The 14,409-nt window shown below is 58.8% G+C and carries 13 protein-coding genes; 3 read left to right on the top strand and 10 right to left on the bottom strand.

Translation table 11 applies throughout. The annotated features are described in order from the left end of the window. Positions 1–30: 30 nt before the first annotated feature. The 3 genes from ATU_RS21475 to ATU_RS21465 form a co-directional block, all read right to left on the bottom strand. Positions 31–1,716 carry an ABC transporter permease gene (locus ATU_RS21475; protein ID WP_010973978.1) on the bottom strand — a complete coding sequence of 562 codons (1,686 nt, stop codon included), beginning with the start codon at positions 1,714–1,716 and terminating at the stop codon, positions 31–33. Beyond that, positions 1,713–2,798: an ABC transporter ATP-binding protein gene (locus ATU_RS21470; protein ID WP_010973977.1), complete on the bottom strand. Its 1,086-nt coding sequence runs from the start codon at positions 2,796–2,798 to the stop codon at positions 1,713–1,715. The genes ATU_RS21475 and ATU_RS21470 overlap by 4 nt, the downstream gene beginning before the upstream one ends. Positions 2,799–2,909: 111 nt before the next feature. Beyond that, positions 2,910–3,902 carry an ABC transporter substrate-binding protein gene (locus ATU_RS21465; protein ID WP_010973976.1) on the bottom strand — a complete coding sequence of 331 codons (993 nt, stop codon included), beginning with the start codon at positions 3,900–3,902 and terminating at the stop codon, positions 2,910–2,912. A gap of 283 nt (positions 3,903–4,185) precedes the next feature. Here ATU_RS21465 and ATU_RS21460 point away from each other — a divergent pair, with 283 nt between their 5' ends. Further along, positions 4,186–5,319, top strand: coding sequence for an ROK family transcriptional regulator (locus ATU_RS21460; RefSeq protein ID WP_035257740.1), 1,134 nt, complete (start codon positions 4,186–4,188; stop codon positions 5,317–5,319). Positions 5,320–5,452: 133 nt separating this feature from the next. Here the strand turns inward: ATU_RS21460 and ATU_RS21455 are convergent, their stop codons facing one another. Beyond that, entirely contained in the window at positions 5,453–6,379 is a 927-nt protein-coding gene (locus tag ATU_RS21455; RefSeq protein ID WP_035257737.1) for an AraC family transcriptional regulator, read from the bottom strand. A gap of 93 nt (positions 6,380–6,472) precedes the next feature. Here ATU_RS21455 and ATU_RS21450 point away from each other — a divergent pair, with 93 nt between their 5' ends. Then, positions 6,473–7,222, top strand: a complete 750-nt coding sequence (locus ATU_RS21450) for an SDR family oxidoreductase (protein ID WP_010973973.1) — start codon at positions 6,473–6,475, stop codon at positions 7,220–7,222. Positions 7,223–7,284: 62 nt separating this feature from the next. Here the strand turns inward: ATU_RS21450 and ATU_RS21445 are convergent, their stop codons facing one another. From ATU_RS21445 to ATU_RS21420, 6 genes are all read right to left on the bottom strand, one after another. Then, on the bottom strand, positions 7,285–8,079 hold the full coding sequence (locus tag ATU_RS21445) for an inositol monophosphatase family protein (RefSeq protein ID WP_169539091.1): 795 nt from the start codon (positions 8,077–8,079) through the stop codon (positions 7,285–7,287). Continuing rightward, positions 8,067–8,963, bottom strand: coding sequence for a glycerophosphodiester phosphodiesterase family protein (locus ATU_RS21440; protein ID WP_010973971.1), 897 nt, complete (start codon positions 8,961–8,963; stop codon positions 8,067–8,069). Before ATU_RS21440 ends, ATU_RS21445 begins: the two co-directional genes overlap by 13 nt. A 46-nt stretch (positions 8,964–9,009) precedes the next feature. After that, entirely contained in the window at positions 9,010–9,876 is an 867-nt protein-coding gene (locus ATU_RS21435) for an ABC transporter permease (protein ID WP_035257734.1), read from the bottom strand. After that, complete coding sequence (locus tag ATU_RS21430) at positions 9,873–10,727, bottom strand: ABC transporter permease (RefSeq protein WP_010973969.1); 855 nt, start codon at positions 10,725–10,727, stop codon at positions 9,873–9,875. Before ATU_RS21430 ends, ATU_RS21435 begins: the two co-directional genes overlap by 4 nt. Next, a complete protein-coding gene (locus tag ATU_RS21425) occupies positions 10,727–11,767 on the bottom strand; it encodes an ABC transporter ATP-binding protein (RefSeq protein ID WP_010973968.1) in 1,041 nt (346 codons plus the stop codon). The genes ATU_RS21430 and ATU_RS21425 overlap by 1 nt, the downstream gene beginning before the upstream one ends. 86 nt (positions 11,768–11,853) lie before the next feature. Continuing rightward, positions 11,854–13,083 (bottom strand): ABC transporter substrate-binding protein, encoded by a 1,230-nt coding sequence (locus ATU_RS21420; RefSeq protein WP_010973967.1) that lies wholly within the window; start codon positions 13,081–13,083, stop codon positions 11,854–11,856. Positions 13,084–13,228: 145 nt separating this feature from the next. Between ATU_RS21420 and ATU_RS21415 the strand changes: the two genes are divergently transcribed. Continuing rightward, positions 13,229–14,377: an ROK family transcriptional regulator gene (locus tag ATU_RS21415; RefSeq protein WP_010973966.1), complete on the top strand. Its 1,149-nt coding sequence runs from the start codon at positions 13,229–13,231 to the stop codon at positions 14,375–14,377. Positions 14,378–14,409 lie beyond the last annotated feature (32 nt).

Raw genomic sequence — 14,409 nt, 5'->3', positions numbered from 1 at the left:
GCTTTAGTCTTTCATGAGGGTTTCAAGTGGTCAGACGAACGAGGCTTCCTTATCTTCCGAAAGGCGGAAGACCACGAAGACACAGACCCCGGTACTGACCAGAAGCAGGGTGGACAGCGCCGCCGCCGTGCCGAATTCTCCGTCAATCACCTGGATATAAATCAGGACCGGCATGGTGATCGTTCGTGCCGTGTAAAGGATCAGCGTCGAGGACAGTTCATTGATGGCGGTGATGAAGCTCATCAGCGAACCGATGATGAGGCCGGGCAGCATCAGCGGCACCGTCACCGACAGAAAGGTCTTTGCCGGCGAAGCTCCGAGATTGACCGCGGCCTCCTCAATAGACGGCTTGATCTGCCTGAGGATCGATGTCGTCGAGCGAACGCCATAGGGCAGCCGGCGAATAAACACCAGAAGGACGATGATGAGCGCCGTCCCGGTGATATCAAAGGGCGGATAACGGAACGTCGTGACATAACCGATCGCCATGACGACGCCGGGAATGAGATAGGGCACCATCAATAGCAGATCCAGCGAACCGGAGACCGCATTGTCGCGTCGAACGACGATGAAGGACAGCAGGCCGGAGACGATGGCAATAAGCACGACGGCGGCAAGCGCAAACATGAAACTGTTGGCAATCGCTTGCGGTGAATCCCGAAGGATGCGGGAATAACTGTCCAACCCGAAGCCCCCGGTGAAAACCGGGCCACTGGTCGCAAGAAACGAGGTGTAGATCACCGTGAGCGACGGCAGCATGGCGATGAACACCACCAGATAGCAGAAGCCGTGGACGATGAACGATTTCAGCGGGCGCATGGACTGCTTGACCGGCCGGTTGGTCAGCGAACTGGCGTAACGGCGCTTGGCAAGAATGTGCCGCTGCAACAGAAGTGCCGCCATGGAAATAGCAATCATCACCATCGAGATCGTCACGGCCATGGTCGGCGTACCGGCCATTTCGGAGGTGTATTGCGCATAGGCGATGGTCGAAAGCGTTCGGATGCCCTTGCCGAGGATTGCCGGCGTTCCGAAGTCGGCGATGGACAACACGAAGCAGATGATCGCGCCGGTACTGACGGCCGGAAAGACCAGCGGCAGCGTGATCTTGCGGAAACGCTGGAACGCTGTGCAGCCGAGATTTTCCGCCGCATCCTCATAGGACTTGTTGATGGTGTTCAGCGCATTTTCCGTCATCAGATAGATGTAGGGGAAAAACTTCAGGCTGAAGACCATCACGATGCCCGGAATCCCGTAGATCGTCGGCAAGGAAATGCCGGCGAAGGACAGCAGATTGGTGACAGCACCATTGGCACCGAACAGCATGATCCAGGCATAGGCACCGATGAACGGTGGCGCACAGAGCACCAGCACCGCAAATGTAGCGATGAACGTTCGCCCCTTGATGCGATAGCGGGAGGTACAAAAGGCAAGCGGAATGCCGAGAAGGCAGGCGCCCAGCATGCCCAGCACACCGATGACAAGCGTATTCCAGAGTGCGACCGTATAAAAACGCCGTGTGAACACTTCTGCATAGTTGCTGAAACCGAATGCACCGGTTTTGGCGTCGAAGAAACTGATAAAGAACACGCTGAAAATCGGCAGGATCAGAAAGATCGCCAGCAGGATGACGGCGAACACCGTCACGCTCGTCCAGAAACCCGGCAGTCGCAGGCGGAAACCGCCCGTCGTTGCAGTCGCAGCCATATCCGTCATGACAGGCGCTCCCCGGTTACACCGTCACCGAACAATTGCGTATCGCCCGCAAACCAGGAGAACGTCGTTTTCTGGTTTGGCTGAAGCGCGATGATCTCCGGCGATGGCTTGGTGATCGCCTCGATTTCCTCACCCGACGAGAGCACGGCGGCGACGTTCATCTCACGACCAGTGAAGCTGACCTGCCGTATGGTCACGGGCAGTTCGATGCGCTCATCACAATTGCCTATGGAAGGACCAATAGAAATCGCCTCCGGGCGGATCGCAGCGACGATCGTCCGGTCCTTGGAAATCGCATCCGCCTGCGGCAGCGTCACCTTGAGGCTGGATATGGATGTTTGCCCACCCGTGCGGTCGAGCGTCAGGAAATTATTGGCTCCCACGAAGGACGCAACAAAGCGGTTGGCGGGATTGTTATAGACTTCCCACGGCGGTGCAGCCTGCTGAATGACGCCGCCATACATGACGCAAACCAGATCGGACATGGCAAGCGCCTCTTCCTGATCATGCGTGACATAGACGGTGGTGATGTTCATGGCCTGCTGGATTTCACGCAGTTCCCGCCGCAAATCCACGCGAAGTTTGGCGTCAAGGTTGGACAGCGGTTCGTCCATCAACAGGACTTTGGGGTTGATGACGAGTGCGCGCGCTAGACCAACACGCTGCTGCTGGCCGCCGGAGAGTTCGTGCGGCATACGCTTGGCATAGGGAGCAAGCTGCACGACATCAAGAATCTTGCCGACCCGTTCGCGGATCTCGGCTGAAGATGACTTGCGCTGTTTCAGACCGAAAGCAATGTTGTCGAATACGGAAATATGCGGAAAGACTGCATAATCTTGAAACACCATGCCGACATCGCGCTTGTGGGCAGGCACGTGCTCTATCGCCTGTCTTTCGATGCTGATGCTGCCGCTGTCCTGCTGGTGAAAACCGGCAATCGTGCGCAGAAGCGTGGTCTTGCCACAACCGCTGGGTCCAAGAAGCGTGAAAAACGATCCTGATGGAATGGAGATATTGATGTCGGAGAGAGCAACGACATCCCGGTAACTTTTCTTGATGCTGGTAATTTCTACGGCGGCCATGTGCTGCTCCATGACATATCCTGCGCGGCACGCGACCACGGTGGACGAGACAAAAATGCGATTATGAATGCGACCGTGGGGACGGCGGCCTTCGCCGCCGCCCTCAACGTCTTACTGGACGTCGAGCAGGATGTCGTTCCACTTTTCCATCAGGCGGGAGCGGTTGTCCGCAGCCCACTTGAAGTCATATTTCGCATCCGGAACATCGGAGAGCGGCACAAGGGCCACGTTGGCCGGAACGTCGGTTCTGACGGAACGACGACCGGCTTTCACTACGACTTCCTGCGCTTCCTTGGAGACGATGAAATCGATGAAGGCCTTGCCGTTTTCAGAATTGGGCCCGCCCTTGACGAGCGCCATGCCGTCAGGCGCGATTGCCGTGCCTTCTTTCGGATAAACGATCTCTACCGGGGCGCTGCCCAGCTTGTAGCGCAGCGCAGCGTCTTCGAGCGTAATGCCGACCGCCTGCTCGCCATCATTGACGAAACGTGGAACCGCGCCTGACGATGTGGACAGAACGGAGTTGCCGAGAATGCCGGTATAGATCTCCCAGCCCTTTTCCTCACTGTCGAAGTCCTGCAAAACCGTCGCCATTTGGATATAGGCGGAGCCGGACTGATCGGCACGGGCCGAGGAAATCAGGCCCTTATATTCAGGCTTGGCAAGATCGGCCCAGGATGTCGGAACCGGCGCGCCTTTCAGCGCTTCCTTGTTGACGATGAAGGCCGTAACGACTGCGGTAAAGGGAACCCAGTTGGTGCTCGGCGAAAAGGCGGGGTTGATCGATGCTGCCTCGACAGGCTTGTAAGGTTCGAAGAGGTCGGCGGAAAAGTCGATGACGGTGCCATCAACGCTCCAGATCACGTCGCCCGCCGCTTTGCCGGTTTCCGCCTTGATGCGGTTCATCAGCTCGCCGGACCCGGCTTTGACAAGCTCGACTTTGGTGCCGGTCTTCTTTTCAAACAGCGGCAACAACTCGTCCATGAGTTGCTGCGGCGCTGCAGAATAGACCACGACCGTGCCTTCCGCGTGGGCGAAAGCCGCACTGGCAAGGAAGGTTGCGCCGGCAACAAGGCGCGCGAAAATAGTGCATGATTGACGCATAAAGGGTGCTCCGTTTTTTTGTTCCCTGACACACGATGTCCCGCGACTTAATTTTTCACTGTTTTTTGTCGTCACAGCTCGTTGTCTGCTATTTATTTTCTTTACGTAAATTAATAAGTCAAGCGCGAATTCGTTACGAAAATTAAAATGAACTATTGCTCTGATAAACAAAGGTATTTTGATAAATTTACAATATCGCCCCTCAACCCAGACCGGGAAATTTGCTGTACAATCGCGTCGTTTGCGTTATTCAATCCAACGTTACGTCTCTCGGGAGAATGGCTTGATCGACCTCGGCTACAATGAACGGCGTCTGCTCGAGATTTTGCGCGGCAAGGGAGGCATGTCCCGTATAGAGCTGGCGCGCGAGATGGACGTGTCGGCACCGACGCTCACGCGTCTGACATCCAGCCTTCTTGAATCCGGCCTCGTCGTCGAGGCTGAGGAAGCACGCAACGACGGCAAGCGCGGTAAACCGTCTACCGCCATCGAGATCAATCCGAACGGCCTTTTCACACTCGGAGTCTACTTCAATCCAGATGACTTGCGGGTCTGCATCGCAGATCTCAATGGCACGATACGGCACGAAGTCAGATCTGACTTGGAAGACTACAGCTTCGAGCACATCATGGAGACGGCGAAGGCCGCCGCACGCCAGGTGCTTGAAAAAGCAAAGGTCAAAAAAAAAGATGTGCTTGGCTGCGGCATCAGCTTTCCGGGCCACTTCAAACGAGACCGTGGCCATGTCTTCCGCATCAGGCAATTCGAGAGCTGGCATGACATCGATGTCGACAAGGACTTCCAGCCCTATTTCGACTTTCCAGTCTTTCACGAAAACGACGGCAATACCGTTATTCTCTCGGAGCTGTATTACGGCGCAGGCCGAAGCATCCGCAATTTTGCGATGATCTGGCTGACGTACGGCATAGGCGGTGCGGTGGTGGTGCAGCGCCATCTCTATCGCGGGACGAACGGCAATGCCGGTGAGTTTGGCGGTCTGTTTCCAAAATCCCATCCGCGTCCTTCGGGACAGGACCTTTGCGACACGCTGGCCGTTCACGGCATGGATATCAGGCGTTTGAAGGATATCGATGAAAGCTATTCGGATCATCCGGCCGTGGTTGCCTGGCTTGAAAGGGCAACGGATCAGCTTCGCTTGCTCGCGCTGACCGTTGCCCGAACGATCGACCCCGGTGCCATCATTTTTGGCGGATCGCTACCCGACTGGATTCTTGAACATATCGTGCAGCGCATCGGTTCGTTGGAAATGCTGGGCGAGGATTTTTTCGTCGAGCCCCCGGAAATACGCAAATCGATGATGAGCGACCTACCCCATCTCGGCGCCGCCAGCATACCGATCTACCGCGCCACAACGCCGAGCTATTATTCCGGCCGCGCGCTTAAGGGATGGGCTTAGTCGCTGTTAGACGGCAGCCTTCCTACCCAGTAACGGATTAAGTTGCCGGCTGTCTGCACCTGTGGAGCGAACGCGCCTGTTCCGCCCTCCCTTACGATAATCCTGGTGACCTCATCGCCATGACAGGCAACTGCTAGAGAAAACTTACCTGCTGCCCGCGTCTGTCATTCGCCCGGGCAAAGCTTCCCGGCGCAATCCCCATTCTCCTACGGAAAGCGGTGCTGAATGCGCTGGCGGATTCATAACCGATTTCATCGGCGATATGATCGAGCGATTTTACGCCACGAATGAGGGAATCTCTGGCAAGCGCCATCCGCCACCGGGCCAGATATTCGATGGGCGCGCAGCCCACCATTTCAAGGAAGCGCGCCGAAAATGCCGAGCGCGACATACCGGCGATGCCCGCCAATTCCGCAACCGTCCAGCTTGCACGGACATCCGCATGCATGGCCGATAAGGCGCGCGCAAGCCCCGGCAAACGCATTCCCTTCACCAGTCCTGCAGGAATTGCCACATTGCCAGCGTCTGGCCGGCGCAGCGCTTCAACCAGAAGAACCTCCAGCATGCGCCGGATGATCAGTTCCTTGCCCGGATCTTCGCCTGCGCATTCCTCAGACAGCAGCTCGATCAGCCGCGCCAGCCGGGATGCCCTCTTCTCCGCTGCCGGCACGTAGATGAGACCGGGCATAAGCGACAGGAGAAGCGAAGCGTTGATACGTTCAAACGCGAAGCTTCCGCCCAGCGCGAGAAAATCGGGCATCCCCTCCTGTTCGCCATGGCGGACGGCCCGATCTTGCGGTTCAACCGGAACACAATCGACACCGGTCTCACTGCAAAGCGAAAAAGCGGGCGTTGTGGGCAAAAGCAGGAAATCGCCACGTCCCAACCGGAGAGGATCCCGCCCTTCGATCATCACCCAAGCTGCACCGGCCAGAACAAGCGCAAAACCCGGCGCATCATGGGCGCGATAGCGCACTCCCCATCTGCCCTTGCCGGAAATCGGCTTGGAGACGGCGGCGCTGGGTCGCAAAAGGTCGACGATATCGCTGAGAGGATCCATGATTGGACGATCAATAACAAATAATAGCCGTTTGAGCATATATCATCCAATCCCGACCGTCTATCTCCTGCGCATCAACAACGGAGATTTAAGATGACCAACACCATCCTCATTACCGGCACGTCGTCGGGTTATGGCAAAGCAATTGCCGAACTGTTCCTCGCACGTGGCTGGAACGTTATTGCGACCATGCGGCGCCCGAGTGCTGCTCGCTTCGCCGGTGATAACGGCCGGCTGCGCGTGCTGCCGCTGGATGTGACGGAAGAGGCGAGCATTGCAGCAGCGATCGAGGCCGCCGGCCCGATCGACGTGTTGGTGAACAATGCCGGCATCGGTATGGTCGGCGCTTTCGAGGCAACGCCGATGTCGGCAATCCGCACGATCTTCGACACCAACAGCTTTGGTGTGATGGCCATGACGCAGGCTGTCATTCCGCAGATGAGAAAGCGCCAGTCCGGCACGATCATCAACGTCACGTCCACTGTTACGCTTGCTTCCTTCCCGCTTGCGGCCGCTTATACCGCCAGCAAGCAGGCAATCGAGGGTTTTACCGGTTCCCTCGCGCATGAACTGGCTCATTTCAACATCGGCGTGAAGCTGGTAGAGCCAGGTTATGCCCCGACAACCGGTTTCACGAACAACGCCATCCTGCCGCTGGAGCAGCTGCTTCACGATGATTACGCGGCCTTCGCAAGGCCAGTTCTCGAGGCTTTTGCCACACCGGCTTTGACGACCCGTGAAACCGATGTTGCAGAAGCGGTCTGGAGCGCGGTGCATGACACGTCGGGGCAGCTCCACTTTCCAGCAGGCGCGGACGCCGTTGCTCTGGCCCAGAAAAACTGAGGTTCAGAGAACCAGCAAGATGCTGAGTGGCTCGGAGCACCCAGCACCTGCTTTCAAAAAGTTCACGCAGGTTCCGCCGGCGCCTTTTCAACGACTTCCGGCCAGAGCCCTTCCGTCACCGTCATCAGCGCAGACGTTCCCGCAGCAACCCAGGGAATGCCGCTGCCGGAGCGGGTTCCGATGCGGACATCAAGACCCGCTTCCCGCGCGAGAACGACGCCACCGGCGATGTCCCACATGGTCGTCAGTTTCTGCAGATGGCCGTCAAAAATGCCGCGCGCGGCAAAGGCAAGGCCGATCGATGTCGAGCGGATGGATTCCACCACCCAGCCGGCGTGTCTGAGCCCGACGCTGAGAGCCGCCACTTCTTCCGCATCGGCGGCGGCACTGTCGCCGAGCGACATGACCTGCACATCCTCGAAGGGTACATGGCGGGCAAGCGGTTTGCCGTTCAGCATCAGCCCGGTTCCATCTGCCGCCGCGTAGATATCCTTAAAGATCGGCATGGCGACGACGCCGAGTTCCGGCCGGCCATTGCGCACGAAGCCGAGTGAGATGCCCCAGAGCGGCGAGCCGCGCAGAAAATTGGCTGTGCCGTCGATCGGATCGATGATCCAGTAGGCGTCATCGGCCACACCGCCCATTTCTTCACCCAGCACGGTTTCGCCGGGAAACGCCGCCGCCAGCCGGTCGCGGACCAGCTTTTCCACTGTGGTATCGGCTTCCGAGACGAAATCCTGAAAGCCCTTCGTCCGGGTGGCAATGGCGTCGCGCGCCTCGAAAAAGCGAAGGGCAAGGCCCATCGCTTCTTCGATGATGGCAACGGCGCTTTCGAGGCGCTCGCTCATCGTGTCCATGCCCTGCCCGTCTCGCCGGCACCCGCCTTCAGCCAAGCGGTGAAGGCTTCGACTTCATCCGTCTGGATCGCACCCGTGCCAGCCTCGGCAAGAGCGCCCCACACGGCCTCCGGGTTTGAAAGCGCGCGGGTATCATTAAAGTCAAGGCAATGGGAAACATCGAGCGAGTTGATCCAGAGGCGGATATTCTGGCGCTCCATCTCGGCACGCCCCTCGGCCAGATCAGCGATATCGGTGAATTTCACCTCGATCATCGGCGCCTTCAAGGCTTCGATCCGACGCAGATCCTCGGCAAACTTGCCCTTCCTCACCGGAAACATCGGCATATGCGGGATCCTGCCGAACCAGTGGGAACCCAGCACCTCGAAACGTTCGGCCTCAGGATCAACATCGGTCTTGACCAGTACCTGATCTTCGACGCCGAGCCGCAGCACGGTCTCCATGACCTGCGGCAGATCGCGGGTGAATTTGGTATCGATATTGACCGTGATCCTGCCACGCGCCTCTTCCAGCACTTCTTCCAGCGTCGGCACGCATTCATCGGTCACGTCAGCACCGTCACCGCCCGCACCGGCCTTCAGCTTCGCTGCTCGAACAACCTCGAAGGGCAGCGCGCTCACGGTTCCCTTGCCCGTCGTGGTGCGGTCCAGCGTTTCGTCGTGAATGACGACCAGTCGGCCGTCGGCCGTCGCCTGCGTATCGATCTCGATCATCTCGACACCGGCCGCGACCGCGGCGCGGACGGAGGCGAGCGAGTTTTCGGCGGTGGCCGTCCAGAAACCGCGATGGGCGATGGTCAGGATGGCCGGATTGTCGCGCGTGCAGAGCGCGAGAACATTGCAGGCATTGGAGGTCTTTCGGGAGGTAGCAAGTGTCTGGTGCATGGTTTTCACTTTCGGACGTTGCAATTACCGGGTTTGGCTGCCCGGATCAGATTTTCCCCATGCCCGCCGCCATCAGGTCATCGCGCAGGATGCGGCCGGCGATGATGAAGACGATGAGTGCGGGAAGAAGCAGGATGAAGGAGACGATCGAGGCGAGCGGCAGCTGCATCGAATAGGGGTCGAGATACATGTAAAGCTTGATCGGCAGGGTCTCGACAACAGGCGCACCGACGATGAAGGACTTGTCGAATTCCTCAAAGCTGCCGATGAAAGACATCAAACCGCCGGCGAGAAGGCCGGGCACCGCCAGCGGCAATATGATGTGGAGGACGATGCCGACAGTTCCGGCACCGAGCGAACGCGCGGCGTGGATGAGGTCGTCCGGAATGGTCTCCAGCGCTGCCGTCATCAACCGGATCATCAGCGGTAGCGTGCCAACGATCTGCACGAGGATGACCCCCGTCACCGAATAGGCAAGGCCAAAAAGAAGAAACACCTGCCCGATGCCGACGGCAACAACCAGCCCCGGAATGATGATCGGCGCCAGAATGAAAATCTCCACCAGCCGTTTCAGCCGGAAGGGAAACCGCGCCATCGCCCAGGCGGTGGGTAGCGCGATGGCGGCCGTCAGGAAGGTGACGACGATGGCGATGACAATGCTGTTGATGGCGGCGCGGATGAGGCTTGCATCGCCCAAAATGCCTGCCCAGCGCGCCGTGGTGTAATCCTTCGGCACGACTAGCGGCGGCGACCAGCCATCGGCGATGCTCCAGAGAAACATCAACGCCAGCGGCAGGGCAATGGCAAGCGTCAGCGTGCCATAGAGACCGATCGAAACGAAAATCCGGTCCTCCGGCGTGAAGGCGCGGCGGCGGGGAGTGATGGCAGGTTCAATGGTGATAACACTCATCATGCGTCTCCTCGGTTTTGGCCGGGGCCGATGCGGGATGTCAGGGAATAATAAAGAATAAGCACGGTGACGGCGAAGAGGCTCAAAATCATGCCCATGGCATAGACCTGATTAAAACGCCCCTGATTAAACTCCTGGATCATCAGCACCGAAAGCGGCCGGGCAGTCGGCGGGCCGACGATGTCAGGAATGGCGTAAGAACCCATGGAGCCGATGAAGGTCAGAAGAATGGCGGCGGTGATACCCGGCATGGCGAGCGGCACCTCCACGAAAAAGAAGGTCTTCAGTCGCGAAGCGCCAAGCGTGCGCAAAGCGTAACGGATATCCTCGGGTATAGCGGCAAAGGCGCTGGTGATGATCAGCGTCATAAAGGGTATCTGTTTCCAGACGCTGGCGAGAATGACGCCGATGCCCCAGCCGTCGCGCACGAGCTTGGGCAGTTCCAGCCCGAGCGGCGCGACCAGCCGGTCGAGAAAACCGCCTCTTTCGAAAACGACGATCACCATCAGACCGACGATGATGCCCGGCACCGCCATCGGCAGTTTGTAAAGGCCGCTGAACAACTTGCGCCCGAGAAAGCTCCTGCGGATCAAAAGCGCCAGCGGCACCGAAGCCGCAAGCGAGACGATGACAGGCATGACGCCGTAATAGATCGAGGTTGTGAGACCCCGGATCATCGACGCGCGGGTGAAAATCCGCTGATAGAACATCAGCGTGAAGCTGCCATCTTCCTGCCTGAAGCTGCCGATCAGCGCCGACAGCAGCGGCCCGCCGAAGAAGACCAGAAGATAGCCAACACCCGGCAAAAGCAGGAGGAGAAGCTGGGCGCGCCTGTCGCGGAGAAGCCCGGCCATCATGCCGCCTCCCCCGCCACACTGTCATCAAGAAGATGGACTGAGCCGGGAAACTGCAGCGCGACCCTCTGTCCGGCATCGATCAGCGTTTCCGCGCCGGACTGGCTGACCCGGATCTGGCGACCGCCGATCTCGACGGTGTAAAGCGCATTCGCACCCATGAAGGAAACGGCGGAAACCGTGCCGTCACCGGCCTGATCGGCGCAGATGTGGATGTTTTCCGGGCGAGCGGAAATCTGCACATTGCCGGCAGCAGCCTGATCCAATGTCACGGACTGGCCCCAGGGCAATTGCGCCTGCTGGCCCTCAGCGGAGACCGGCAGAAGATTGGTCTGGCCGAGAAAGCCGGCGGTAAAGGCGTGTTTCGGTGCGCGGTAAAGCTCAAGCGGCGTGCCGATCTCGACCACCCGGCCGGCATTCATGACGACGATCCGGTCCGACATCGCCATCGCCTCGGCCTGATCATGCGTCACATAAAGGCTGGTGGCGCCGATACGGCGGTGCAGTTCGGTCAACTCATGGCGCAGTGTGTCGCGGAGCTTGGCGTCGAGGTTGGAGAGCGGCTCGTCGAAGAGAAGCAGGCTCGGCTGCATGACGATGGCGCGCGCCAGCGCCACACGCTGCTGCTGCCCACCGGACAATTGCCGAGGCATGCGATCCACTAGCCCGGTGAGATTGCAAATTTCCAGCGCATGGGCGATGCGGCGGGCACGCTCGTCCTTCGCGACCTTCTTCATCTTCAGACCGAAGCCAAGGTTTTTCGCGACCGACATATGCGGGAAAAGCGCATAGGACTGGAATACCATGGCGATATCGCGCGCTTCCGGCTGCGCCTGATCAATACGCTTGCCGCCCAGCCGGATTTCGCCGCCCGAAGGCTGGCTGATGCCGGTGAGGATGCGCAAAAGCGTCGACTTGCCGCAACCGGAGGGACCAAGAATGGTGACGAACTCGCCCCGCTCCACGGTGATCGATACCGGATGAAGCGCCCGGCTCGCCCCGTAATCCTTGCTGATATTGCTGATCTCGAGTTCACTCATGACGAGCCTCCCTCATATTTTTTTGACCAAGGGTATCCGGACCGTGCTGGCACTTGCGGCCGCACGGTCCGGTGATCCCGACGGCGTTACTGGTTGAGGACTTTTTCATCGAGCGCTTCGGCAAGCGCTGTCGACATGTCCCAGAAAGCCGGCAGCGACAGGCGTGGATAGACGCTTTGCGGCAGAACATGCTCCTGCACAGCCTTCGGCATCAGATCGTTGGTGACATCGGTGCGCGGAGAACGCGAGGCCTTGTTTTCCAGCTTCCAGAGCTGGAATTCCTTGCTCATCGCCATATCGATCAGAAGCAGCGCCGAGGCGACATTCTTCGCATTGGCCGGCACGAACATCGCGTCACCGGAGCCGACCTGGCCCTTTTCAAGAAGCGTGACGCGGAAACTATCAGGCAATTGTTTGGTGCCGAGGAAGCTCATGACCTGATCTTCCCAGACGGTGCCCATATAAAGCTGCTGGTTGTTGATGAGGTTGAGCGTATCGGCATTGCCGTTGGTGAGTTCGGCCACGGCCAGAAGACGACGATAATAATCCCAGACGGGCGTGAGGCACTCGGACTCCATGGCCCAGTCTTCGGCCTGCTGCAGCGTCTGGTTATAGTCGGTCAGCTGCTTGCGGCAGTCGCCGGTAAGATAATTAAGCGCCACCGAATAGATGAAGCCGCCGCCCGAACCACCCTTGGCCGGCAGGGTGACGCCAAGCCGCTTGGGGTTCTTTTCGGCCCAGACAAGAAGGTCCTCGAAGCTCTTCGGCACATCTTCGGCCTTCACGAAAGCAGAGTGATAACCGATCGCCGTCTGGTTGAGATGCACCAGCGGGAAGCTGCCGCCATGCGGCTTGCCGAACACGGTTTCGGCCAGTTCCGGATTGTAATTGGCCATGTTCGGCAGGATTTTCGTCAGCGCGATATTGCCGACAACGCCCTTGGAAGACAGCAGCGGATAGCTGCCGCCACCGGCGAAATAGGCGTCGACGGGCGAATCCTGCCCTGCCGCCTGTACCGCGATCAGCTGCTGGTTGGCCTGATCGCCCTTCACGTCGCTATAGGCGACCTTGATGCCGTATTTGGCTTCAAAACGGGTGATCAGCTCCTTCCACGTATCGGCGAAACTGCCGGCGAAATTATACATCGTCACCTTACCTTCGGCTTTGGCGGCGGGAACGACGATGTCGTAGAAATTGTCGCGCGTGACCTTGGAGAGGTCGAAGTCGAGATTTTTCATATTGCTGTCAGCCGAAAGGCAGGGCGCTGCCGTCGTCGCCAGCGCAAGCGCGGCGATCGCAAAAAATTTCAGGCGCATTGAATGGTTCCTCCTGGGGAGCCGTTGTTGACCGGCCCCTTATTAATACACTTTAAGTGTAATATTTGTGACAGTCCAGTGAAAAATGCTGTCGCAAAGCGGTAGCCCTTGTTGCCGCCGCCCCCCGCAGCCGTTATCCAAGGCCATGACGACAGATCAGACGCCCCACCAGACCTTCGACCGACAGCCGCTTGCCAGCGAAAACGAGCGTCTCATTCTGGATATCGTGCGCCGCCATGGCCCCATTGCCCGGTCCTCGATCACCGGCCACACCAACCTCACGCAGCAATCCGTGCACCGGCTGATCGAAGCCCTGCAGGAGCGCGGGCTTCTGCAAACCGGCGCGCCGCTCAAGGGCACACGCGGCCAGCCAAGCCCCACCATCGAGCTGGTGCCGGAAGCGGCCTATTCGCTCGGCATTTCCATCAACACCGACTCCGTGGTGATCTGCATCGCCGATTTCCGCTGCAACGTGATTGTCGAAGAGAAACTTAAGATGCTTCCGGAAGACCGGGAGGAGACGCTTGCGGCCTTGTCGCAGGCGCTTGATCGGCTGTTGGCAGAACACGGGATCCCGCGCGAGCGACTGCTTGGTCTTGGTTTTTCCATGTCCGGTTTCTTTGTGTCGGAAGACCGCGCCTTCAATGCGCCGGAGCCCTTGCGCGACTGGTCGCTGATGGATCTGAAACCAATCCTTGAGAAACGCTTCCGCCTGCCGGTCTGGCTGGAGAACAACGCCACCACGGGCGCGATCGGTGAAAGCCTTCGTGGTGTTGGCTCCTGGTGCCAGACCTTCGCCTATCTCTCTTTCAATTACGGTTTTGGCGGAGGCTTGATCCTCGGCGGGCAACCGTTCCACGGCTTCCATGGCAATGCCGGCGAATTCAGCGGCATATACAGCCCGGATGAATCGTCCAAACGGCCGGCCCTGCAATATCTGATCGCCACCCTGCAGAAAAACGGCGTCGATATTCATTCGATCGAACCGCTCTATCAGCAGTTCGACCCCGCATGGCCGGGCGTCGAAGAATGGCTGAACGAGACCATGCCGCAGGTGGACAGGCTGGTGGCGAGCCTGATCGCAGTCATCGACCCGCAGGCCATCGTCTTTGGCGGACAATTGCCGCGCGCACTTGGCCAGATGATGATCGAACGCACGCACATGCCTTCCCAGCGCGAACATCGTTATGGAGTCGGCCCGAAGGAGGCGAAACTGGTTCTCAGCGAAACGGTTGGTGATCCCTCGGCAATCGGCGCGGCACTATTGCCGCTCAGGGTCCGTTATTTCCTGTAGGGCGGCCGGATCGGTCCATTGCATCGCGGCAA

Source organism: Agrobacterium fabrum str. C58 (genome assembly GCF_000092025.1).
Lineage (GTDB): Bacteria > Pseudomonadota > Alphaproteobacteria > Rhizobiales > Rhizobiaceae > Agrobacterium > Agrobacterium fabrum.
Note: the sequence above shows the minus strand (reverse complement) of the source record. Positions and strands in the feature narration are given on the sequence as shown.